This is a genomic window from Photobacterium gaetbulicola, assembly GCF_003025515.1.
Classification (GTDB): Bacteria; Pseudomonadota; Gammaproteobacteria; order Enterobacterales; family Vibrionaceae; genus Photobacterium; species Photobacterium gaetbulicola.
This window is the reverse complement of the sequence record NZ_PYME01000023.1, coordinates 36,303-58,855: the sequence shown is the minus strand read 5'-3', so window position 1 is coordinate 58,855 and position 22,553 is coordinate 36,303. Positions and strand designations below refer to the sequence as shown.

The 22,553-nt window shown below is 48.0% G+C and carries 20 protein-coding genes; 18 read left to right on the top strand and 2 right to left on the bottom strand.

What is annotated here, in order from left to right:
- Window positions 1–21: 21 nt before the first annotated feature.
- The 9 genes from eno (at window position 22) to rpoS (ending at window position 7,521) form a co-directional block, all read left to right on the top strand.
- Window positions 22–1,323 (top strand): phosphopyruvate hydratase, encoded by a 1,302-nt coding sequence (gene eno / locus C9J03_RS18840; RefSeq protein ID WP_044622522.1) that lies wholly within the window; start codon window positions 22–24, stop codon window positions 1,321–1,323.
- Window positions 1,324–1,563: 240 nt separating this feature from the next.
- Window positions 1,564–1,836, top strand: a complete 273-nt coding sequence (gene ftsB, locus C9J03_RS18835) for a cell division protein FtsB (protein WP_039465214.1) — start codon at window positions 1,564–1,566, stop codon at window positions 1,834–1,836.
- Between the two features lie 5 nt (window positions 1,837–1,841).
- Window positions 1,842–2,543 carry a 2-C-methyl-D-erythritol 4-phosphate cytidylyltransferase gene (gene ispD, locus C9J03_RS18830; protein WP_044622523.1) on the top strand — a complete coding sequence of 234 codons (702 nt, stop codon included), beginning with the start codon at window positions 1,842–1,844 and terminating at the stop codon, window positions 2,541–2,543.
- Window positions 2,543–3,016 carry a 2-C-methyl-D-erythritol 2,4-cyclodiphosphate synthase gene (gene ispF, locus C9J03_RS18825; protein ID WP_197078624.1) on the top strand — a complete coding sequence of 158 codons (474 nt, stop codon included), beginning with the start codon at window positions 2,543–2,545 and terminating at the stop codon, window positions 3,014–3,016. The genes ispD and ispF overlap by 1 nt, the downstream gene beginning before the upstream one ends.
- 64 nt (window positions 3,017–3,080) lie before the next feature.
- A complete protein-coding gene (truD, locus tag C9J03_RS18820; protein ID WP_044624372.1) occupies window positions 3,081–4,145 on the top strand; it encodes a tRNA pseudouridine(13) synthase TruD in 1,065 nt (354 codons plus the stop codon).
- Complete coding sequence (surE, locus tag C9J03_RS18815) at window positions 4,126–4,872, top strand: 5'/3'-nucleotidase SurE (protein WP_044622525.1); 747 nt, start codon at window positions 4,126–4,128, stop codon at window positions 4,870–4,872. The genes truD and surE overlap by 20 nt, the downstream gene beginning before the upstream one ends.
- Window positions 4,873–4,877: 5 nt before the next feature.
- Window positions 4,878–5,507 carry a protein-L-isoaspartate(D-aspartate) O-methyltransferase gene (locus C9J03_RS18810; RefSeq protein ID WP_044622526.1) on the top strand — a complete coding sequence of 210 codons (630 nt, stop codon included), beginning with the start codon at window positions 4,878–4,880 and terminating at the stop codon, window positions 5,505–5,507.
- 5 nt (window positions 5,508–5,512) lie between these two features.
- Window positions 5,513–6,472 (top strand): peptidoglycan DD-metalloendopeptidase family protein, encoded by a 960-nt coding sequence (locus C9J03_RS18805; RefSeq protein WP_044622527.1) that lies wholly within the window; start codon window positions 5,513–5,515, stop codon window positions 6,470–6,472.
- Window positions 6,473–6,528: 56 nt separating this feature from the next.
- Entirely contained in the window at window positions 6,529–7,521 is a 993-nt protein-coding gene (rpoS, locus tag C9J03_RS18800; RefSeq protein ID WP_039465179.1) for an RNA polymerase sigma factor RpoS, read from the top strand.
- Between the two features lie 94 nt (window positions 7,522–7,615).
- On the opposite strand, the gene mutS is transcribed toward rpoS, so the two are convergent.
- Window positions 7,616–10,189 carry a DNA mismatch repair protein MutS gene (mutS, locus tag C9J03_RS18795; protein WP_044622528.1) on the bottom strand — a complete coding sequence of 858 codons (2,574 nt, stop codon included), beginning with the start codon at window positions 10,187–10,189 and terminating at the stop codon, window positions 7,616–7,618.
- Between the two features lie 206 nt (window positions 10,190–10,395).
- Between mutS and C9J03_RS18790 the strand changes: the two genes are divergently transcribed.
- The 3 genes from C9J03_RS18790 (at window position 10,396) to drt3b (ending at window position 14,979) form a co-directional block, all read left to right on the top strand.
- The gene (locus tag C9J03_RS18790; RefSeq protein ID WP_044622529.1) at window positions 10,396–11,676 is read left to right on the top strand and encodes a tyrosine-type recombinase/integrase; all 1,281 of its coding nucleotides are present in this window, start codon (window positions 10,396–10,398) and stop codon (window positions 11,674–11,676) included.
- A gap of 92 nt (window positions 11,677–11,768) precedes the next feature.
- Complete coding sequence (gene drt3a / locus C9J03_RS18785) at window positions 11,769–13,031, top strand: antiviral reverse transcriptase Drt3a (RefSeq protein ID WP_044622530.1); 1,263 nt, start codon at window positions 11,769–11,771, stop codon at window positions 13,029–13,031.
- A gap of 1 nt (window position 13,032) precedes the next feature.
- On the top strand, window positions 13,033–14,979 hold the full coding sequence (drt3b, locus tag C9J03_RS18780; protein WP_082060570.1) for an antiviral reverse transcriptase Drt3b: 1,947 nt from the start codon (window positions 13,033–13,035) through the stop codon (window positions 14,977–14,979).
- A 200-nt stretch (window positions 14,980–15,179) separates the two neighbouring features.
- Here the strand turns inward: drt3b and C9J03_RS18775 are convergent, their stop codons facing one another.
- Window positions 15,180–15,665 (bottom strand): hypothetical protein, encoded by a 486-nt coding sequence (locus C9J03_RS18775; protein WP_044622531.1) that lies wholly within the window; start codon window positions 15,663–15,665, stop codon window positions 15,180–15,182.
- Between the two features lie 236 nt (window positions 15,666–15,901).
- Here C9J03_RS18775 and C9J03_RS18770 point away from each other — a divergent pair, with 236 nt between their 5' ends.
- The 6 genes from C9J03_RS18770 to alaS all read left to right on the top strand — a co-directional run bounded on the left by C9J03_RS18770 (window position 15,902) and on the right by alaS (window position 22,537).
- Window positions 15,902–16,135, top strand: a complete 234-nt coding sequence (locus C9J03_RS18770; RefSeq protein WP_044622532.1) for a helix-turn-helix transcriptional regulator — start codon at window positions 15,902–15,904, stop codon at window positions 16,133–16,135.
- A gap of 3 nt (window positions 16,136–16,138) precedes the next feature.
- Window positions 16,139–16,930: a hypothetical protein gene (locus C9J03_RS18765; protein ID WP_044622533.1), complete on the top strand. Its 792-nt coding sequence runs from the start codon at window positions 16,139–16,141 to the stop codon at window positions 16,928–16,930.
- 489 nt (window positions 16,931–17,419) lie between these two features.
- Window positions 17,420–17,896 (top strand): nicotinamide-nucleotide amidase, encoded by a 477-nt coding sequence (pncC, locus tag C9J03_RS18760; RefSeq protein ID WP_052260851.1) that lies wholly within the window; start codon window positions 17,420–17,422, stop codon window positions 17,894–17,896.
- Window positions 17,897–18,030: 134 nt separating this feature from the next.
- A complete protein-coding gene (gene recA, locus C9J03_RS18755; RefSeq protein WP_044622534.1) occupies window positions 18,031–19,083 on the top strand; it encodes a recombinase RecA in 1,053 nt (350 codons plus the stop codon).
- 88 nt (window positions 19,084–19,171) lie between these two features.
- The gene (gene recX / locus C9J03_RS18750) at window positions 19,172–19,633 is read left to right on the top strand and encodes a recombination regulator RecX (RefSeq protein WP_044622535.1); all 462 of its coding nucleotides are present in this window, start codon (window positions 19,172–19,174) and stop codon (window positions 19,631–19,633) included.
- Between the two features lie 279 nt (window positions 19,634–19,912).
- Entirely contained in the window at window positions 19,913–22,537 is a 2,625-nt protein-coding gene (gene alaS / locus C9J03_RS18745; RefSeq protein ID WP_044622536.1) for an alanine--tRNA ligase, read from the top strand.
- The last annotated feature ends 16 nt before the right edge of the window (window positions 22,538–22,553 follow it).

Here is a 22,553-nt window from a genome sequence, read left to right as displayed (position 1 = left end):
GATAAAGCAAGAGGAAACACAATGTCTAAGATCGTTAAAGTTCTAGGTCGTGAAATCATTGACTCACGTGGTAACCCAACTGTAGAAGCTGAAGTTCACCTAGAAGGCGGTTTCGTAGGTATGGCTGCTGCACCATCTGGTGCATCAACTGGTTCTCGTGAAGCTCTTGAGCTACGCGACGGTGACAAGTCTCGTTTCCTAGGTAAAGGTGTTCTTAAAGCTGTTGAAGCTGTGAACGGCCCAATCGCGGAAGCTCTAGTAGGTAAAGACGCTAAAGCACAAGCTGAAATCGACCAGATCATGCTTGACCTAGACGGCACTGAAAACAAATCTAACTTCGGTGCAAACGCAATCCTAGCTGTATCTCTAGCGAACGCTAAAGCTGCTGCAGCAGCTAAAGGCATGCCTCTATACGAGCACATCGCTGAGCTAAACGGTACTGCTGGTCAGTTCTCTATGCCTCTACCAATGATGAACATCATCAACGGTGGTGAGCACGCTGATAACAACGTTGACATCCAAGAGTTCATGATCCAGCCAGTTGGCGCTAAGACTCTTAAAGAAGGTCTACGTATCGGTGCTGAAGTATTCCACAACCTAGCTAAAGTTCTTAAGTCTAAAGGCATGAGCACTGCTGTAGGTGACGAAGGCGGTTTCGCTCCTAACCTAGAGTCAAACGCTGCTGCTCTAGCTGCAATCAAAGAAGCTGTTGAGCTAGCTGGCTACGAGCTAGGCAAAGACGTAACTCTTGCTATGGACTGTGCGGCATCTGAGTTCTTCGACAAAGAAGCTGGCAACTACAACATGAAAGGCGAAGGTAAGATCTTCACTTCTGAAGAGTTCAACCACTACCTAGCTGGCCTAGTTGCTGAGTACCCAATCGTTTCTATCGAAGACGGTCTAGACGAGTCTGACTGGGATGGCTTCAAGCACCAGACTGAACTACTAGGTGACAAGATCCAGCTAGTTGGTGACGATCTATTCGTTACTAACACTAAGATTCTTGCTCAAGGTATCGAGAAAGGCGTTGCTAACTCTATCCTTATCAAGTTCAACCAGATCGGTTCTCTAACTGAAACTCTAGCTGCTATCAAGATGGCTAAAGACGCTGGTTACACTGCAGTTATCTCTCACCGTTCTGGTGAAACTGAAGATGCAACTATCGCTGACCTAGCGGTAGGTACTGCTGCTGGCCAGATCAAGACTGGTTCTATGAGCCGTTCTGACCGTGTTGCTAAGTACAACCAGCTAATCCGTATCGAAGAAGCGCTAGGTGAGAAAGCACCTTACAACGGTCTTAAAGAAGTTAAAGGCCAAGCTTAATTAAAAGCTGCGTATCGGGGTGACCCGAGCTGATACTAAAAACCGCCCACCATGGGCGGTTTTTTTATGGGCGAATAGCGGCTTGGCGGCCTACAGCCCCTAGTGTCAACGTGCAAGTTATGGGAATATACCGAACTGAGTAATATTCAGTTTGGTATTATTACCACCGGCTTGACACGTCTTTGTGTTTCAATCTGTTATGATTAGCTTAATTTCTTATACCATTGCCAAGAGGGCGCAATGCGATTGTTAAACCTCCTGCTGCTGGCAATCCTCAGCTGGTTACAATATGACTTCTGGCTCGGCAAGAACGGCATGGTCGACTACCTGGCGGTGCGTGACAACGTGGTGGTGCAACAGCAGGCCAATGCCGAACTGGCTCAGCGCAATCAGCAGATGTATTTCGAAATTCATGACCTGCACCGCGGTCAGGAAGCCATCGAAGAGCGAGCTCGTAACGAGCTGGGAATGATCGGAACGGGTGAAACCTTTTTCCGTATTGTCAGTGATTGAATTCCATGAAAGATAAATTGATCGCAGTCGTACCGGCTGCTGGTGTTGGTAGCCGGATGGCGGCTGACCGACCTAAACAGTACTTGCTCATTGCAGGCAAGACTATTCTTGAACATACCATTGATCGCCTGCTGCAGCACCCGATGATTGATCGCGTCGTGGTTGCCGTTAGCGAGCATGATCCGTATTTCCCAACCCTGCCGTTGGCGGTGCATCCCCTGGTTACCCGGGTCGATGGTGGGGCGGAGCGGGCCGACTCGGTCTTCTCCGGTTTGGCGGTCATCGCCGATCCAGATGCCTGGGTGCTGGTGCATGATGCTGCCCGCCCTTGCCTGCGCCAGCGCGATCTGCAGAGGCTGATCGATGAGGCGCTGGCGAGTGAGTGTGGTGCTATCTTGGCGGCCCCAGTGCGCGATACCATGAAGCGTGGCAATGGTCAGCAGGCGATAGCTTCGACTGTGGAGCGCAGCGATCTTTGGCATGCCCTTACTCCGCAGATGTTCCGGGTTGGCCAGTTGAAGCTGGCGTTGGAAAAGGCATTGGCCGACGGGGCAATCATCACCGATGAAGCCTCTGCGCTGGAGCACTGCGGTATGGCACCGAAATTGGTTGCCGGGCGTGCCGATAACTTGAAAGTGACCCAGCCAGAAGATCTCGCCATCGCGGAATTTTACCTGCAACATTTATTGAAGGAAGAGCAACAATGATGCGAATTGGACACGGTTTTGATGTGCATAAATTTGGTGGCGAAGGACCGGTGATTATTGGTGGCGTTGCGATCCCTTATGAGCAGGGGCTGATTGCCCACTCGGATGGCGATGTGGCGCTGCACGCGGTATGCGATGCTCTACTTGGTGCCATTGGTGCCGGTGATATTGGCCGTCACTTTCCCGATACCGATGCCGAGTGGGAAGGGGCTGACAGTCGTCTGTTGCTGCGCGATGTATACCGCAAAGTAAAAGCCAAAGGCTATCGCCTGGGTAATCTGGATGTCACCATTATTGCTCAGGCACCGAAAATGGCTCCGCATATTGATACAATGTGCCAAGCGATTGCCGAGGATCTGGAAACCGACGTTGAGAACATCAATGTCAAAGCGACTACCTCGGAGCGCCTAGGCTTTACCGGGCGCAAAGAAGGCATTGCCTGTGAAGCGGTAGTGCTGATCCACAAAGAATAAATCGGGCAGGGCGGTGGTAGCCCTGTCTTCTGGCATTTCGATGCTGCTAAAGAATGGTGTAATTATGTCTACGGTAATGGACAACTTCAGCTGGTTGTATAGAAAACCGAGCTGTCAGGGCCGCATTAAGGTTGAACCTGAAGATTTTGTAGTAAAGGAAAACCTTGGCTTCGAGTTTGCTGGTACCGGCGAGCACTTCATGGTGAAGATCCGTAAAACCGGTGAAAACACCAAATATGTAGTGAACGAACTGGCCAAAGCGTGCGGTGTCAAATCACGTGATGTGAGCTGGGCGGGCCTAAAGGATCGCCATGCGGTGACCGAGCAGTGGCTCAGTGTTCACCTGCCGGGGAAACCGGATCCGGATTTGGCCCAGTTTGTTGCCGAGCATCCCGGTGTTGAAGTACTGGAAACGGCCCGTCATGACAAGAAGCTGCGTCCCGGGGATCTGGTGGGTAACTGGTTCCAACTGACACTGCGTGAATTGGATCAGGCCGATGATGTGGTGGCGCGCTTGGCACAGGTTGCCAAGCAGGGTGTCCCGAACTACTTCGGTGAACAGCGCTTTGGCCATAGCGGCAACAATGTCGTCAAGGCCCGGGCCTGGGGCAATGATGAATTCCGGGTGCGTGACAAGAGCAAGCGCAGCTTCTACCTGTCTGCCGCTCGCTCCTGGCTGTTCAATATGGTGCTATCTGCGCGCATCGAGCAGCAGGCTGTCCACACGGTGCTGGATGGTGATTTGCTGCAAGTCGATGGTGATGAGCGTGGTCGCTTGGTGCAAGCCGATCTTGAGCAGTGGCAGCAGGCTGTTGACAACGGCACTGCCAGTATTACGGCCCCGATGATGGGCGACAATGCTTTGCCGACGAGTGGCCAGAGCGAAGCGTTTGAAATGGCGATTGTCGAGCAAGAACCGTTGCTGCTAAAGCTGATCCGCGATAACCGGATGCGCCATGAACGCCGGCCGTTGCTGCTGAAACCGCAGGACATGGCTTGGCAGCATGATGGCGACACGGTTACGGTATCTTTTGCGCTACCAGCGGGTTGTTTTGCCACCGCAGTCGTTCGCGAGCTCATGGTCGAGCTGCCACAACAGGAAGGATACGATGCGAATTCTGATCAGTAATGATGATGGCATCTTTGCCGAGGGGATCAATACCCTGGCGGAGGTATTGAGCGAAATTGGCGAGGTAACGGTGGTTGCCCCGGACCGCAACCGCTCGGGGGCGTCCAATTCGCTGACGCTGGATAACCCGCTGCGGATCCGCCATGAAGGTGAGCAGCGGATCTCGGTCGAGGGCACGCCGACAGATTGTGTCCATTTTGCGCTCAATGAATGGCTCGATGAGCGTCCTGATGTGGTTGTCGCCGGGATCAACCATGGTGCCAACCTCGGTGATGACGTGCTTTATTCAGGGACGGTTGCGGCGGCGACGGAGGGGCATTTCCTCGGTGTCCCGGCGATAGCCGTATCCTTGGTTGGGCATCAGCATTTTGATACTGCTGCGCAGGTGGTGAAGCAAGTGCTGCAAAAAATACAGTCACAGCCATTGCCGAGCAATAAAATTTTAAATATCAATGTGCCGGATGTCGCTTATTCAGATTTAGGGACTTGGCAGGTAACCCGCTTGGGAGCCCGTCACCGTGCCGAGAACATGGTCAAGGGCGTTGATCCCAGGGGCAAAGAGCTCTACTGGCTGGGGCCTCCAGGGCCTTGTCAGGACGCCGGGCCTGGTACCGATTTTTACGCCATTGAGCAGCGATGTGTATCGATAACCCCGCTGCAGGTGGATCTTACCGCGCATGATGCGCTGGAAGGGATCTGTGAGTGGATAGAGCTACAGGAGAAATAGTCGCAATGCGTAACGTGGACGAGCGGGCACTTTTGCTGAACTATTTGCGCCGTCAGGGGATTGCTGATGACAAGGTGCTCCAGGCGATGGCATCTGTCCCTCGAGAGCTGTTTATCGATGAGGCCTTGTCACACAAAGCTTATGAAAACAATGCTCTGCCTATTGGTTGCGGGCAGACTATTTCGCAGCCCTATATCGTGGCCAAGATGACCGAACTGATGGCGCTAGCTCCCGGTTCAAGGGTGTTAGAAATTGGTACTGGCTCCGGTTACCAAACCGCGGTACTGGCGCATATGGTTAATCATGTGTACTCCGTCGAGCGGATCAAGGCGCTGCAGTGGCAGGCGAAGCGGCGCCTAAAACAGCTTGAGCTGCATAATGTCTCGACCAAGCACAGTGATGGTTGGCGTGGCTGGGCGAGTAAAGGCCCGTTTGATGCCATTATCGTGACGGCGGCGGCGGCTGAGATCCCGGTCGAGCTCCTAGCGCAACTTGCGGATGGAGGCCGCCTAGTGATCCCGGTTGGTGAAGTATCGCAGGTACTAAAAGTGATTGTTCGTGAAGGTGAGCACTTTACCTATCGTGATATTGAAGCGGTACGCTTTGTACCACTGGTTGCCGGGGAGTTGGCATAGCAAAAATGGTCAGGGTGTTGTCTTCAGCAAGGGCGTGGAAGCTGGCAGCATTAGTTGCAGGCCTGATGCTGTCTGGCTGTAGCAATCATAGCCCGGCCCCGGTGATGAGCCTAGGTAAGGACTATAACAGCCTTGAACGCGGGAGTTATCGCGGCAGCTATTATGAAGTGCAGCAGGGGGATACCTTGTACTTCATCTCTTACATTACCGGGCGGGATGTTGACGATATTATTAGAAGTAATAAATTGTCGGCCCCTTATACTATTTTCCCTGGCCAGAAGCTGCAACTGTGGCGGCCGAAATATGTTGCCCCGCAGTATGGCCGGGCAGCCCCTGTGGCCGTAGCAGCGGTGCCTGCTGCTAAAACTCCCACAAAAACAACAAGCTCTAAACCGGCTCAACCTAAAACAGCGGCTAAGTCACAGCCTGCGCCACAGCCAGCCTCCCAGCAACCGGCTCCGGCAGCTGCGTCTCAGGTGCAAAACGCGCAAAAAGCCGCCAATAAAAATGTTGATCCGGCTCCCACAAAAGAGTACTCTCAAACAACCAAAAGTAACAAAGTTGTTACAAATAAGCCGCAACCTAGCAACGCTAAAGTGGCTAAATGGGCTTGGCCGTCTAAGGGGCGTGTGATAGCCAAGTTCTCCAATTCGGAGAACGGCAACAAGGGTATCGACATCGCCGGGCAGCGTGGGCAATCAGTCAATGCGTCTGCCAGCGGGGTGGTGGTTTATGCCGGTAACGCGCTTCGGGGATATGGCAATTTGGTCATTATCAAGCACAACGATGATTACCTCAGTGCCTATGCCCACAACGACCAAGTTTATGTCAAGGAGCAGCAACAGGTATCGGTTGGCCAAAAAATAGCTTCGATGGGAAGCTCCGGCACGAATACAGTGAAGCTGCATTTTGAGATCCGTTACAAAGGTAAATCCGTAGATCCTATGCGTTATTTACCGCGATAGACAACATGGCATAGTAAAGTTGTAATGTCTTGCTAACTCGCCATCTGGGAGGCGCTATGAGTGGAAGCAATACTGCTGCAGATATTGAAGACTTTGAATTCGATGAAGAAATGGAAGTTGATTCCGCAACTGTCGAAACCAAAGCCGAAGATGTTAGTGCTAGCGATGATGATGTCGACATGTCGCAATACGGAGCTACGCAGAAAGCTCTGGATGCGACTCAGCTCTACCTGGGTGAAATTGGCTTTTCCCCCTTGCTAACCGCAGAGGAGGAGGTCCTCTATGCCCGGCGTGCCTTGCGGGGTGATGAAGTTGCCCGCAAGCGGATGATCGAAAGTAACCTCCGTCTGGTGGTTAAAATCTCCCGCCGCTACAGCAACCGTGGCTTGGCGCTGCTCGATTTGGTCGAAGAAGGCAACCTTGGCTTGATCCGAGCGGTAGAAAAGTTCGATCCGGAACGCGGCTTCCGTTTTTCAACCTACGCAACCTGGTGGATCCGCCAAACCATCGAGCGGGCGATCATGAACCAGACCCGTACCATTCGTCTGCCAATCCATGTCGTCAAGGAGCTTAATGTCTACCTCCGTACTGCCCGCGAGCTGGCACAGAAGCTGGATCATGAGCCGACGGCTGAAGATATTGCCCTCAAACTGGATAAGTCAGTCGACGATGTCAATCGGATGTTACGGTTGAATGAGCGTGTGGGCTCGGTGGACAACCCAATCGGCGGTGACTCGGAAAAAGCCCTGCTGGATATCATCCCCGATGAGAAGAGTGGTGGTCCCGAAACATCAACCCAAGATGACGATATCAAAACGTCTATCGTCCATTGGCTGCAAGAGCTCAATCCGAAGCAGCGTGAAGTGCTGGCCCGCCGTTTTGGCTTGCTGGGCTATGAGGCGTCAACCCTGGAAGATGTCGGTCGCGAGATTGGCCTGACCCGGGAAAGAGTGCGCCAAATCCAGGTCGAAGGCCTTCGCCGTTTGCGTGATATGCTGACCCACCAGGGACTGAATATCGAGTCGCTATTCAACCAGGAGCAAATGTAATTAGCCGGGTTCTTTTATTCCACACTTTTTCCGGTGTTTGCAAAAAGGGATGCCATCTGGCATCCCTTTTTATTTCCGCTAAGCCAATAACCTTCTACAGAAGTGCTTTCAGGCGATAGAGTTCATCTAGCGCCTGGCGCGGCGTCATTTCATCGGGGTTGATACGTGCCAAGGCTTCTTCGACTTCACTGGGCTCTGGCAGCAGGCTGAGTTGCTGCTCTGCCACCGGGGCTTGGCTAGCCGGAGCTACCGCTTGTTGGTGGCCACTGGCCTCCAGCTGCTTGAGCTTGAACTTGGCGCGCTTGATCACCGACTTCGGCACCCCGGCAAGACTGGCGACGGCCAGGCCGTAAGACTTGCTGGCAGCACCTTCCTGGACTGCGTGCATGAAGGCGATCTCGTCACCGTGCTCTACCGCATCAAGATGAACATTAGCCAAGCCGTCCATCAGCGATGGCAGCTCGGTCAGTTCAAAGTAATGGGTGGCAAACAGCGTCATGGCCGAGATCTTGTCGGCCAGCCATTCGGCACTGGCCCATGCCAGTGACAGACCGTCATAGGTACTGGTACCGCGGCCAATTTCATCCATCAACACCAAGCTATTCTGCGTCGCATTGTGCAGGATGTTGGCGGTTTCGGTCATTTCCACCATGAAGGTCGAGCGGCCTGAGGCCAGATCATCGGAGGCACCGATACGGGTAAAGATCCGATCCAGCGGGCCAATCTTGACCGCTTCGGCAGGCACGAAAGAGCCGACATGGGCCAACAGGGCGATCAGGGCGGTCTGACGCATGTAGGTCGACTTACCGCCCATGTTCGGGCCGGTAATGATCAGCATGCGGCGGTCACGGTGGAGCGAGATCGGGTTGGCGATAAACGGTTCGCTCAGCACCTGCTCGACTACCGGGTGACGACCGGCGGTGATTTCAATCCCCGTGGTTTCCGTCAGTTCTGGGCGACAGTAGTTGAGGGTGTCGGCACGCTCGGCCAGGTTGGCCAGCACATCCAGCTCGGAAATCGCCGCGGCAGCGTTTTGCAGCTTCTCAAGGTGCGGTAGCAGCAGATCAAACAGCTCTTCCCACAGTTTCTTCTCCAGCGCCAAGGCCTTTGATTTCGAGTTGAGGACTTTATCCTCGTGCTCCTTGAGCTCCGGGATGATGTAGCGCTCGGCATTTTTCAGCGTCTGGCGGCGCACATAGTGGCTTGGCACCAGATGGCTCTGGCCACGGCTGACCTGGATATAGAAGCCGTGGACGTTGTTGAAGCCGACCTTCAGGCTGTCGATGTCATGGCGTTCGCGTTCGTTGGCTTCCAGCTCCTCCAAGAACTTGGTGGCACCGTCGGCCAAGTCACGCCACTCGTCCAGCTCGGCATTGTAGCCCGGTGCCAGGACGCCACCATCGCGGATCACCACAGGCGGGTTTTCGATAATGGCATGCTCAAGCAGCTCGCACAGTTCGTCCATCGGCGCGGCAAGGCCGGCCAGTTCACCGATACGGCGTTGGTCGATGTCGCCGAGCATCTCCGCCAGTTCAGGCAGGTGTTGCAGGGCGGTGCGCATGCGGGCGAGATCGCGCGGGCGGGCAGAACGCAAGGCCAAACGGGCAAGGATACGCTCCAAGTCGCCCATGTGGCGCAGTACTCCAGCCAGATCCAAAAATAGCCCGGTGTCCTTGAAGGCCGTAATGGCATCAAGGCGGCCGTTGAGCTGCTGGCGGTCGCGGATCGGCTGGTGCAGCCAGCGCTTGAGCAAACGGCTACCCATGGGGGTCGCGGTCTGATCGAGTACCGAGGCCAGGGTATTGTCGAAGCCGCCGGCCAGGTTCTGGGTCAATTCCAGGTTACGGCGGGTGGCGGCATCTAAGATCACCGAATGATCTTTGGTGTCCAGCGTGATAGAGCGGATATGCGGCAGGGCAGTGCGCTGGGTGTCCTTGACATATTGCATCAGACAGCCAGCGGCACACAGGCCGTGCTCGGCTTGCTCGACGCCGAAGCCGACCAGATCGCGGGTCCCGAACTGCATGGTCAGTTGTTGGCGCGCAGTCTCGAGATCGAACTCCCACACTGGACGGCGGCGGGCACCTTTCATACCGTGGAACAGGCCCGGCAACGCGAAGTCTTCCGGGTACAGCAACTCGGCGGGGCTGGTGCGCTGCAATTCGGCCTGCATTGCTTCTTCGGTCTCGGGCTCGGTCAGCATAAAGCGCCCTGAGGTGATATCCAGCGTGGCATAGCCGAACTGGTTGCCCTCGTGGTAGATCGCCGCAATCAGATTGTCCTGTCGCTCGCTCAGCAACGCCTCGTCACTGACGGTACCCGGGGTGATGATGCGCACCACCTTGCGCTCGACCGGCCCCTTGCTGGTGGCGGGATCGCCGACCTGCTCACAGATAGCCACAGACACGCCCTGTTGGACAAGGCGGGCAAGATAGCCTTCTACGGCATGGTAAGGCACCCCGGCCATCGGGATCGGCTCACCGTTGGAAGAGCCGCGCTTGGTCAGCGAGATATCCAGCAGTTGCGAAGCCTGCTTGGCGTCATCAAAAAATAGTTCGTAGAAATCACCCATCCGATAGAACAGCAAGACATCCGGATTCTCTGCTTTGATCCGAAGAAATTGCTGCATCATAGGTGTATGTTTCTGTTCTTTGTCATTGTTTTTCATTATTAAGTTCACCTATGAGTTGTTGAAAATCATTATCTTACTATCATTGGGATAGTTTCTTACTGTGTCTGCATGTGTCACTACGTACATATCAATTGCTCATGCGAGTGTAGCTTTTAGTGTAAGTTTGTGATGAAGAAGCCAATTAAACCTACACTTGTAAGCTATGCTTATAAATAATATAGAAGTGGACATGGAGGCTCAAAATGGCGAAGACGAAGGATATCAAATCCCTCACAGATAGAGAAATACGAAACTTAAAAGCTGGTGAAAGGCTAACTGATCACGGTGATCATATTGGGTTGCGTATTGAAAAAGGCTCAAAGGGGTTAACCTCCTTTTTCTACCGATATCGACATCCCAAGAATGGCAAAATTAAGCAGTTGAAATTGGGTGTTTACCCAGAAATGTCATTATCAGAAGCCCGCGTTGAATTACTCTTATTGAAGAGCAAGCGGGCTAGTGGAATAGATCCTCAATCTTACCTAAATGAGCAAAAAGTGCTTAATGAGTCTATAGATGGCCAAGAGAAGCCTATTTTTACTATAAATCAGATGGTTGAGCTCTACTTGCAGGAAAAAATTGAAGACCGTAGAGATGCATCTGGACGCATTGTCAGTGGTTCTCGGATAAAAAAAGGACAGAAAGAGACTCGCAGAACGCTTGAGCGTGACGTAATTGAGAAAATAGGCCGTCTTGATGCTGAAAAATTGGGCCGTGCTGAAATCACAGAGCTAGTTTTAGGTATTGTTGATAGGGGAGCCCCAGTACAAGCTGGAAATGTTCTTAGAGAGCTTTACTTAGCTTATGAGTATTCAATAGGTAGGGGAAGGTTTGATGAGGATTTTACTAACCCTGCTTTTAAGGCTAAAAATGCGCTGAAAAGCAGTGGAATTAAGCTTGCCAGCCAGAGGGGGAAGCGAGCTTTTACAGATGATGAGCTTCGTAAGTTTCTCTTATGGCTACCAGAATCGAGTTTATCTCACACAGTAAAAAATATATTTCTTTTTACTTTATGGACGGGGTGCCGTACAGGTGAGTTGTGTGAAGCAGAATGGGAGCATGTTGATTTTGATAAAGGAACGCTTTTTCTACCATCGACAAAGACAGGAACTTCAAGGTATGTACAGCTGCCTAAACAAGCACTAGCTTGGTTAATGAGTAATAAAATATTAGGTGGGAAATATCTTTTTCCTTCCCAAAAAACAAATCAAGCATTGAATCAAGATCATCTATCTTCGTCTACTTGGCACTTGAGGCAAAGAGATGAAATGCTAGATATTGAGCACTGGACGCCACATGACCTTCGAAGAACCGTCAGAACTGGTTTAGCGAGGTTAAAAGTAAGGGAGGAAGTCGCTGAAGCAGTGATAGGTCATACTAAACAAGGCATTGCTGGCACCTATAACTTACATCGATATGAGGATGAATGCCGCGAAGCTTTGCAACTATGGGCTGATCATATGGATATGATACATCAACGCTAGTGATGAACATCATAGCATTAATAAATAAATATAGAGGGTTATGACTAAATAATATATAGTTATGGCTTTGATTGCATAATGGTGCTTTGTTTGTGTCTGAGCTTGCTTATATACCGCGATTTTTTAGGAAAAAAGTTAGGTATAAAAATTTAATTAAGATTCCTGAGTTTAAAAAAAAGGAATCACTTGAGTTAGTTTGTAATAAGATCCCTAATAATATTAGTTCAGGAGTGGAATGGAATAATACAATAAAAAAAATTGTAGTTAAGGGAAAGCCAGCTTTTACTTTAACAACTCCAGAATCAATATTGTTGCATAATTTATTGGTTAGTAATATTGAACGCCATTATAATGTTAAATGTATAGATAGAGACACAACTATAAGACTGCTAATATCGCATATGAAAGACTCATATGCTTTCTCTATACATAGACTTGATATAAAGTCTTTTTATGAGTCTTTTGATAGAAAAACAATATTAAGTAAATTAAAGTCAGACTCATTATTATCACGGAAAACAATAAAGATAATATTCGATTTGTTTCAAGAGCTTGATTTGGAAGATGTAAGTGGTTTACCTCGAGGGATGGGGATCAGCTCAACAATATCAGAACTGATGATGATTGACTTTGATAAATTCATATCAGAGCAAAGCGGAGTTCTTTTTTACTCTAGGTTTGTAGATGATATTATAATTGTTACTGTTCCTAGCATAAATAGAAAATCATTAATCGAGTTGCTAGCACATTCACCATTGCCATCTAAACTTGAATTTCACCAAAATGGGAATAAAGTTGATTTTAAGATGATAAAGAAGACATCAGATAATTATGAGTTTTCAGAATCATTTGATTTTTTAGGGTATAACTTTAATGTTAAAACCATTGAGAATAAAATTGGTGAAACCCTAACAATAGATCGTAGAATTGTAAATGTAAGAATATCTGAAAACAAGATAGAAAAGATCAAGAAAAGAATAATAAAGTCGATTGCGAAATTTATATCAAGTAAAAATGCTTTTAACGAAAGGTATGATTTACTTCAAAAAAGAATATACTTTCTGTCGAAAAATTATGCGCTGGTAAATGCAGGTAACGGCAGTCAAGTTTTATCAGGTATATTTTTTAATTATAAATATGTTACGGATGTAGAACAGTTAAATGAGTTGGATGTTTTTTATAGAAGTGTTTTGTTTTCAAATAAATCTCACTTAAGCCGAAGATTGAGAGCTTGTTTATCATATAAATATAGGCTTAAACTCTCAAAAGTAAGCTTTAAAGAGGGGTTTGAAAATAAAAGATTCTGTAAGTTATCTTATAAAGACTTTAAAGAAATAAAGCAGGCATGGCTCTAAAATGAAAAATTTAGTAAATAAAGGTGATTACAATAGAGTATTGCTATCCGAAACAGCACCTTTAGATGTTCCTAATATCTTCTCCAATAATTGGTTTTATAAGCATATCTACGAGTGGTCTATAAATAAAGAAAATCAATGTATAAAAAATAAAATTATAGAGGATTTATTTGTTTGTAGTGATTCCTCTAAAGACTTTGTTCCTATTAAATATTCAATTCTAAAGTCTAACGGTGGTCTAAGGCATTTAGGTTTACTGCATCCAGCAAGTCAAACACAAGCTATCGAACTATATCGTATATTTTCAGATAGGATTATTTCTTCATGTAGTAAAAGTTCTTATTCAATGAGGAAACCTCATCGTGTTTCCTCATTCTATTACTCTAAGAAAGATAAATTGGATAATAATTATGTCTTTCAACCTTCTACATTCTTTTCATATGCTGCTTATAACAAATTAAGTAGATTCTTTGATTCTAAAGAATTTTTGATGCTGGAAAGGAAGTATACTCATTTTTGGTCTGTTGATATTTCCAAATTTTTTGACAGCATTTATACTCATTCAATATCATGGGCGCTAAAAAATAAATCTTTTGCTAAAGAGAGTAGAGAGAAAAGTGACTTTTCTTCCTTTTTTGATCGCCTCATGCAAAGAGCTAATTATAATGAAACCAATGGTATAATAATTGGTAATGAGGTCAGCAGAATTTTTGCTGAGTTACTAATGCAAGCGGTAGATTCAGAGTTAGAAAAAGAGCTTGATGAAATTGGCCTGTTCAATGGTAAACAGTATTGTATAAAAAGATATGTAGATGACTATTTTATTTTTGGTTCTTCAGATGCAGATTTGACAGTTATTAAATCTAAATTGGAATCAAAATTAAGATTTTACAAGCTGTCACTTAATGAAAATAAGTTTATTAAAAGAGAGCGACCATTTATTACAAGTATAACTAGAGCTAAGATAGATACTCAAGAATCAATTTCTTGGTTGTTTAGTTTTGTTTTTTGCTATGAAGATAATAATAACCTTAGATTAATAATTAGACCTAATTTAGTAAAAAGAAAGTTTATTGATAGGGTTATGACTGCATCCTATGAGGATTTTGATGCATACACAGTGATGTGTGGTTACTCTATCGCAGCTATTTTGAACAAAATTAAGTTGGTTTTTAAAGATAGAAGGTTTATGAATAGTGATTTTGGGAGTCAGAAAAACGCTATTTTTGTCTTGCTTGATATCGCTTTTCACTTGTTTAATATATCACCAACATCATCAAACAGCCTAAAGTTAAGTACTCTTTGTTATTCTGTTTATAAATATTTTCAGAAAATGCATCCTGAAGATATGGATCTTTTCATACTGGAAGTCAGCAATCAGGTTGATTCATTTTTCTCAAGTAGCTCTTTTAATAAAATGTCGTCGAGTGTAAATACATTTGTTCCAATTGAGTTTTCTAACTTACTTTGCATCTCACGAGTCATGGGAAATGAGTACTTGTTACCTGCAGCAACTTTTTCAAAAGTATTTAACATTGATGGATTAAAAAGGACATCACAAGACTACTTATCTAATGAGGATAGTTTTGACTATTTTCATATCATGTCAGCATTATATTATGCAGGTGGTGTTGATGATTATAAGTCATTTGTTGAAACGTTAACAAAGGAAATAAATAAAAGATTGCTGAATCTTTCGCGTATAAAGTATGATGCCAGAGTCTGTTATTTGTTCCTTGATTCAATGTCATGCCCTTATATTGATATAAAGAAAAAGAAAGCATGGGCTAAAAAATATGAGAAAGTATGTTTCGGTAAAGAGCTTTCTGATGAAAAATCCCAAGAGCTTCTTGAGGTTTTAGTCAATAATACTTGGTTTATCTGTTGGGATACTGATTTGGTGTTTGAAAGCTTGCTTGATAATAAAGAGTTGATCTTTGGTTATTAGATGATTACTATGTCGTCAGTGATGATATCTGTGATAAGTTATATCTTATGATGTGACTTCAAAGGTTGCTTTTTATAGAAATATAAAAGGTGACCTTTCCCATCTAGGTAAGTGATCGAAACTTCATCTTTGGTTGTTTTGTGACCTTCCTATATGCGGTGCTTTAGGCTTTTAGTCTCAAGCACACACACTTAACAGTATCATCGCTCCCCTTGCGGGGCTCTCGTGTAATTTCGTTCTTCATATCTACTTTCTCTCTGCATGACCTTTTCTTTAACCCATCTTTTGTTTGTGAGCTTAGAGATATGTTTTAAATTCCAGCTTTCTCCTAATTTGTAAAGCATGATTGGTACTTCATAGTAGGAGGAAAGGAAGCTCACTACTTGTTTGTGGGTTCTACCCAGTTTTAACTGGTGTTGAACAACGTCGAAAAGGAATATGAGATGTTGTGTAGGCTCTCTCGTACCAATGACTTGATCTTTTGATTTTAATTCAGATCGAATGAGAGCTGTTACGATTTTTGATAGCTCTTCGTTTGTTGGTTTTTCATCATATCCAATTTTAGAAGCAAGCAGTTTCAAACTGTCTACAGTATCCTGCTTTAAGTACATCTTTATTTCTTTTAGCCCTGACTCTTTTCTTCTTTGTGTTACTGATTCTCTTCTTTGTGCATCGCTTTTCGCCATTTTTAACTTCCCTTTTCAAAGAAGCATAGCTTAGCGCATGCATATCAATTTTATATAAATTATGTCAGTAACTGCTGTGAGACTCACAGAACTTTTCTATTTATTTGTTTTTTTTCATTGCTTTATCTTATGTGAGCCTCACAGCGACGGAATGTGAGACTCACGAAAAACAACTGAATAATCGTTGGGTTATGAAATCTGTAAAGAACTCCTCGAATTAGAACCGAGGAAAAATCATGGAAAAGATCACGCCAGAATTACTAACACTCAAACAGGTTTTAGAGCTTGTAAGCTTATCTCGATCAACTACTTATAGGCTGATGAAAAAAGGACAATTTCCGTTACCGAAGAAGCTCCCCAGTGGCAAAGTTCAGCGTTGGCTGTATACAGATATCCTGTTGTGGATTGAAAACCTTGAGTATGGGCTCGTTGAGGGATTCTCGGGTACACAGTCAAAAGAAGGAGTGTGAATTATGAGTCAGCTCCGTAATACGAAGATCAGGGTTGGGCATCTCTTAGACATGAATGGCTTTGAATCTGAAATGAAAGCAAAGAACGAAACTCGTGCAAGATACAAAGTGCTATATAGAGATGGTCGTAGGGAATCTACACAGCTAGCTGACAGGCTATGGGGTTGTGTTGAAAATGATGTTCCATGTCACAGCGTTGCCTGTAAGTCTTGTTGTCGAGAGTTTCGATTAGCACTTGTTGAAGAATTAGTAACCTTCATTTCTGACCTACCTAAAGGTGTTGAGTATTACATGGTAACTGTTGCTCTTTATGACCAAGTAACAGATCGGTGCTTAGACGTGAATACTCAGAAAATAAAAGACCGCTATAGAAAAATGATTTCACGTGCAGGTATACAGTGGCCAGTATTCGGTGTCGTAGAAATGGATTATTGTCCTGAGCGTGAGTTATGGGAGCCTCACATTCATATGCTTGTTGCTAATACTAATGATGGAACTTTTGAGACTTTGCTTGATAGGCTGAAGAGAAGCCAGCAGAAAGCTGAAGGTCGTCCTAATGCTAGAAAACATACGATTAATAGTAGGGAGGTCATCGATCCTAAAGAAGCTATCTCATATGTTTTCAAGTTTATGTGGCAACTTCTCCCTCTTAACAAAGGTTGGAAAAAGGGGCGCTTGCCTCAGCTGCAAAATAGTAACCATTTGCTTTACCAAGATAAATTATCATTTTCTAAGTTGATGCTCTTGCATAAAGCAAGAATAGAAGGAGGAAGGTTAAAGATAAAGTGTCCTTGAGTTACTTGAAAGAGGTGACAAGGAATAGAAGTAACTTATTGAAGTACAGTCATTGTCTATATTTGATGGGGTATATAAAGAACACTAAGTTTAGATGCTCATCACATAGATTCAAGGAGTTGCGGTTTAACTGTGACTCCTTGTTTTATATGAAGTGTAGCTTTTAGTGTAGTAAATAGATAATCCGTAAAGAAAATTCTTTAAAATCAGTAATAACACACCTATGCATCAGGGGTGTGTTTTTCTATGCCTTTTATTGTCACGTTGTTGCCTGCTACATTTTGCCGGTGGGCTGGATTACCCTGCTTGCCCGGGGGAAGTTTCTGGTCGCTTAGGATACGTGATCCCGACCTGTCGGCAAAGGGGAGAACGGGTATTTTTCCTCCGGCACAATTTGCTAAGGACCAAGGGGTTGCCCGCTGCTAGCGAGGCAAGTAATGTGTAGGCAATACGTCGTATGAATTTGGCGGTACCAACTAGGGAGCAATGATGGCATTAGCATTACAGGTCGGGCAGGCTTTGGATCTGCGCAATTGGGTGGCGGTCACTGCGGAATCCTGCACTGGCGGTGGCGTTGCCACGGCAATCACGGATATTGCAGGCAGTTCGGCATGGTTTGACCGGGCTTTCGTGACCTACAGTAATGAGGCCAAGCAGGAGATGCTTGGTGTTAGGGCGGAAACCTTGGCTGAATTTGGTGCCGTGAGTGAAGCGGTGGTCGCTGAAATGGCGTTGGGGGCACTGGAGCATTCCCGCGGGGATATTTCGGTGGCGATCAGTGGTATTGCTGGCCCCGGAGGCGGCAGCGAAGAGAAGCCCGTCGGTACAGTATGCTTTGGTTGGGCCGATAAAACCGGTAAGCTGAAAATGGAAACCTGCCTTTTTGCTGGTGATCGGCAAGAGGTACGCCAGCAAGCTGTTGAAAAAGCACTGTCTGGATTGATTGCCTTAATGGCTCAATCCTGAGCAGATGCGAGGCCCACATCAATTTGGCGAAAAAATTTTCATACAGTGCTAGACACTGTATGAATAGACAGTATACTGGTCATCATTATCAGTACTTAGTTTAAGCATTAATTAAGCATCCCTTGGAGAGTCGAATGGACGACAACAAGCAGAAGGCACTCGCCGCCGCGTTAGGTCAAATTGAAAAGCAATTCGGTAAAGGCTCGATCATGAAGTTGGGCGACAACCGCACTATGGATGTCGAAACCGTGTCTACCGGTTCTCTGTCTCTCGATATCGCCTTGGGTGCTGGTGGTCTGCCTATGGGCCGTATCGTTGAAATCTACGGTCCCGAATCTTCAGGTAAAACCACGCTTACGCTAGAAGTTATCGCGGCTGCTCAGCGTCAGGGCAAAACCTGTGCCTTTATCGATGCAGAGCACGCGCTTGACCCTATCTATGCCCGCAAGCTGGGTGTTGATATCGACCAGCTCTTGGTTTCCCAGCCGGACACCGGTGAGCAGGCGTTGGAAATTGCCGATGCCCTAGCACGCTCTGGCGCGGTAGATATTCTGGTTGTCGATTCCGTTGCCGCTCTAACGCCGAAGGCTGAAATCGAAGGTGAAATGGGTGACTCGCACATGGGGCTGCAGGCGCGTATGCTGTCTCAGGCGATGCGTAAGATCACCGGTAACCTGAAGCAGTCTAACTGTATGTGTATCTTCATCAACCAGATCCGAATGAAGATCGGTGTGATGTTCGGTAACCCAGAGACTACCACCGGTGGTAACGCACTGAAGTTCTACGCGTCTGTTCGTCTTGATATCCGTCGTACTGGCGCGATCAAAGAAGGTGACGAGGTTGTCGGTAACGAAACCCGCATCAAGGTTGTGAAGAACAAGATCGCGGCACCGTTCAAGCAGGCCGAAACCCAGATCCTTTACGGCAAAGGCTTCAACCGCTACGGCGAGTTGATTGACCTTGGTGTGAAAAACAAAATGGTTGAAAAGGCTGGAGCATGGTACAGCTACCAAGGTGACAAGATCGGCCAGGGCAAGGCAAATGCCTGTAAGTACATTGAGGAAAACCGCCACATTGCCGAAGAGCTGGAAGCCAAACTGCGTGAACTTCTGCTAGCCCCTGCAGCGCTGGAAGAGGCCGCGGCTGAGGCGCAGACTGAAGAAGATGCAGAAGATCAGGCATTCTAAATCATTGAGCCAGTGAAGCTGGATGACAGAATAGAGAAGCGGGCGCGGTAGCATTACCACGCCCGTTTTTGTTTGGAGCGAGAAGACAATGAGAGCAAAGAAACCAGTACAGAATGCCAAGCAGGCAGCTGTGAGGTACCTGTCGCGCCGCGATCATGCCGAGCAGGAGCTGCAGCAAAAGTTGCTGGCCCGTGGTTACGAGCATGCAGAAGTTGATGAGGCTGTTACCCTGTGCCAAGACTACAATTGGCTGGATGATGCCCGCTTTGCTGAGCGGTTGTTGAACAACGGTATTGCCAAGGGGGGGGGGCTGCTGCGGATCCGCCAGGAAATGGCGTTCAAGGGGATCCATGAGGAAGTGGTTAGCCAACTGTTTGAAGACGATGACTTTGACTGGTTCGAGCATGCCCGTGAGGTGGCTCGGCGCAAGTATGGCGATAGCCCAATGGAGAGCGACAAAGAAAAAGCTCGCCGGTTACGTTTCATGCAGTCTCGGGGCTTTGACTTCGAGCAGGTGAAATATGCTCTCGGTGTCGACGATGAGTACTGAGTTGGCGGCAAACAGTCGCCAATAGCTGAAATCCCCCCATCAATATCAAAAATCTCCCCCTGCACACCGCCGATGGGGGACAAATTGCCGTATTTCTGAACATAACATTTCCCGTATTGGCTACCGTTGTTTTACAATAACCGCCAAAGAATTTATTTTAGTCCCATCACTGCCTGCCCGAATTGTCCTGCCGAGGGCATGGTGGAACTCAGGGCAGGCGATTAAGACAGTTAAATTCGACCATTCAGTTTACATAAAAGCATTATTCAGGATTTGCCAATGTACATGAGCACTGATGAGATTCGCCGTGCGTTTCTTGCGTTTTTTGAGAGTAAAGGCCACCAGGTAGTCGAGAGTTCATCTCTTGTGCCTGCCAACGACCCGACGTTGCTGTTCACCAATGCGGGGATGAACCAGTTTAAAGATACATTCCTAGGTCTGGAAAAGCGCAACTACACTCGAGCAACAACAGCTCAGCGCTGTGTCCGTGCTGGTGGTAAGCACAACGACCTGGAAAATGTTGGTTTTACCGCTCGTCACCACACCTTTTTCGAGATGCTGGGTAACTTCAGCTTTGGCGATTACTTCAAGCAAGACGCGATCAAGTTTGCTTGGGAATTCCTGACCGTGACGCTGAAACTGCCACAGGATCGCCTGCTGGTGACCGTTTACGAGACCGATGACGAAGCGTTCGAGATCTGGAACAAAGACGTGGGCGTACCGGCTGATCGCATCGTGCGCATCGGCGACAAGAAAGGCGGCAAGCCGTTCGAGTCAGACAACTTCTGGCAAATGGGCGATACCGGCCCTTGTGGCCCTTGCACCGAAATTTTCTACGATCACGGTGAACACATCTGGGGCGGCCGCCCGGGCACGCCCGAAGAAGATGGTGACCGTTTCATCGAGATATGGAACAACGTATTTATGCAGTTCAACCGTCAGGCTGACGGTACCATGGAGCCGCTACCTAAGCCGTCGGTAGATACCGGTATGGGTATCGAGCGTATCTCTGCGATCATGCAGGGCGTGCACTCCAACTACGAGATCGATATCTTCCAGACTCTGATCAAAGAAGCTGCTGCCGTTATCGGCCACGACGATCTGGGCAACCAGTCACTGCGCGTTGTTGCCGACCACATCCGCTCTTGCGCATTCCTGATCGCAGACGGTGTGATGCCATCCAACGAAGGCCGCGGTTACGTACTGCGCCGTATCATCCGCCGTGCGGTTCGCCACGGTAACAAGTTGGGTGCCAAGGGTGCCTTCTTCTACAAGTTGGTCGGCCCGTTAGCTGAAATCATGGGTACGGCAGGCGAAGAGCTGAAGAAACAGCAGGAAATGGTCGAGAAAGTACTGAAGATCGAAGAAGACAATTTCGGTCGTACTCTGGACCGCGGTATGGCGATCCTTGCCGAAGCGCTGGATAACCTTGACGGCAAGGTACTAGACGGCGAAACCGTATTCAAACTGTACGATACCTACGGTTTCCCAGCTGACCTGACCAACGATGTTGCGCGCGAGCGTGGTTTCTCTATCGACGAAGAAGGCTTCAACGATGCGATGGAAGCTCAGCGTCAGCGTGCGCGTGATGCTGGCCAGTTCGGCGTAGATTACAACGACGCGATTAAAGTCGACGCGGATACTGAATTCTGTGGTTACGATGCGACCGAAGGTCAAGCCACTGTGGTTGCCCTTTACCGTGAAGGCGCAGCTGTTGACGCGATCAATGCCGGTGAAGATGCATTGATCGTATTGGACAACACGCCGTTCTACGCTGAGTCTGGCGGCCAGTGCGGTGACACCGGTGCCATGACGGCTGACGGTGTGCAGTTTGTGGTTGCTGATACCCAGAAGTTCGGCAACGCTATCGGTCATACCGGTAAGTTGGCACAAGGCGCAGTGAAAGTGGGCGACAAGCTAACGGCCACAGTTGATGCCACTCGCCGTGCTGCGACGAGCCTTAACCACTCTGCCACTCACTTGCTACACGCTGCACTGCGCAATCTACTGGGCGAACACGTAACTCAGAAGGGCTCACTGGTTAAGCCTGAAGGTCTGCGTTTCGACTTCTCTCACCTAGAAGCGGTGAAGCCGGAAGAGCTGCGTGAAATCGAGCGTGTGGTGAACGAGCAAATTCGTTTTAACCATGCGATCGACACCGATGTGATGGACATCGAATCAGCCAAAGAGAAAGGCGCAATGGCGCTGTTTGGCGAGAAATATGATGATGAAGTTCGCGTCCTGAGCATGGGTGACTTCTCTGTTGAGCTGTGTGGTGGTATCCATGCCTCTAGCACGGGTGATATCGGCCTGTTCAAGATTGTGTCGGAAGGTGGTATCGCTGCAGGTATCCGTCGTATCGAAGCGGTAACGGGTGAGGCTGCGATTGCTGCATTGCACGCTCAGGAATCATTGCTGGCTGAAACGGCAAGCCTGGTGAAGTCTGACGCGGCATCGGTCGCAAACAAAGTTAGCGCGCTAGTTGCTCACAGCAAGCAGCTAGAAAAAGAAATTCAGCAGCTTAAAGACAAGCTTGCTGCGCAGGAAAGTGCGGGCCTAATTAACAAGGCGCAGGAAATCAACGGCGTTAAGGTGTTGGTGACCAAGCTGGAAGGTGCGGACAATAAAGCCCTGCGCGGTATGGTTGACGAGCTGAAAAACCAGCTAGGCAGCGGTATTGTCGTTCTGGGTAACGTCAGCGGCGACAAGGTTGGCCTGATTGCCGGTGTGACCAAAGATCTGACAGGCAAGGTGAAAGCCGGTGAGCTGGTTAACCTGGTTGCCCTGCAGGTTGGTGGTAAGGGCGGCGGCCGCCCGGACATGGCTCAGGCCGGTGGGACCGATGCAGCGGCACTGCCTGCGGCACTGGAGTCAGTGACTCCTTGGTTGGTTGAAAAACTGTAATAGTTGGAGAGGTGCT

Bases quoted from the DNA above. Each gene is read 5' to 3' on its own strand.
- eno (WP_044622522.1), top strand. From the start codon at position 22: ATGTCTAAGATCGTTAAAGTTCTAGGTCGTGAAATCATTGACTCACGT.
- ftsB (WP_039465214.1), top strand. From the start codon at position 1,564: ATGCGATTGTTAAACCTCCTGCTGCTGGCAATCCTCAGCTGGTTACAA.
- ispD (WP_044622523.1), top strand. From the start codon at position 1,842: ATGAAAGATAAATTGATCGCAGTCGTACCGGCTGCTGGTGTTGGTAGC.
- ispF (WP_197078624.1), top strand. From the start codon at position 2,543: ATGCGAATTGGACACGGTTTTGATGTGCATAAATTTGGTGGCGAAGGA.
- truD (WP_044624372.1), top strand. From the start codon at position 3,081: ATGTCTACGGTAATGGACAACTTCAGCTGGTTGTATAGAAAACCGAGC.
- surE (WP_044622525.1), top strand. From the start codon at position 4,126: ATGCGAATTCTGATCAGTAATGATGATGGCATCTTTGCCGAGGGGATC.
- C9J03_RS18810 (WP_044622526.1), top strand. From the start codon at position 4,878: ATGCGTAACGTGGACGAGCGGGCACTTTTGCTGAACTATTTGCGCCGT.
- C9J03_RS18805 (WP_044622527.1), top strand. From the start codon at position 5,513: ATGGTCAGGGTGTTGTCTTCAGCAAGGGCGTGGAAGCTGGCAGCATTA.
- rpoS (WP_039465179.1), top strand. From the start codon at position 6,529: ATGAGTGGAAGCAATACTGCTGCAGATATTGAAGACTTTGAATTCGAT.
- mutS (WP_044622528.1), bottom strand. From the start codon at position 10,189: ATGAAAAACAATGACAAAGAACAGAAACATACACCTATGATGCAGCAA.
- C9J03_RS18790 (WP_044622529.1), top strand. From the start codon at position 10,396: ATGGCGAAGACGAAGGATATCAAATCCCTCACAGATAGAGAAATACGA.
- drt3b (WP_082060570.1), top strand. From the start codon at position 13,033: ATGAAAAATTTAGTAAATAAAGGTGATTACAATAGAGTATTGCTATCC.
- C9J03_RS18775 (WP_044622531.1), bottom strand. From the start codon at position 15,665: ATGGCGAAAAGCGATGCACAAAGAAGAGAATCAGTAACACAAAGAAGA.
- C9J03_RS18770 (WP_044622532.1), top strand. From the start codon at position 15,902: ATGGAAAAGATCACGCCAGAATTACTAACACTCAAACAGGTTTTAGAG.
- C9J03_RS18765 (WP_044622533.1), top strand. From the start codon at position 16,139: ATGAGTCAGCTCCGTAATACGAAGATCAGGGTTGGGCATCTCTTAGAC.
- pncC (WP_052260851.1), top strand. From the start codon at position 17,420: ATGGCATTAGCATTACAGGTCGGGCAGGCTTTGGATCTGCGCAATTGG.
- recA (WP_044622534.1), top strand. From the start codon at position 18,031: ATGGACGACAACAAGCAGAAGGCACTCGCCGCCGCGTTAGGTCAAATT.
- recX (WP_044622535.1), top strand. From the start codon at position 19,172: ATGAGAGCAAAGAAACCAGTACAGAATGCCAAGCAGGCAGCTGTGAGG.
- alaS (WP_044622536.1), top strand. From the start codon at position 19,913: ATGTACATGAGCACTGATGAGATTCGCCGTGCGTTTCTTGCGTTTTTT.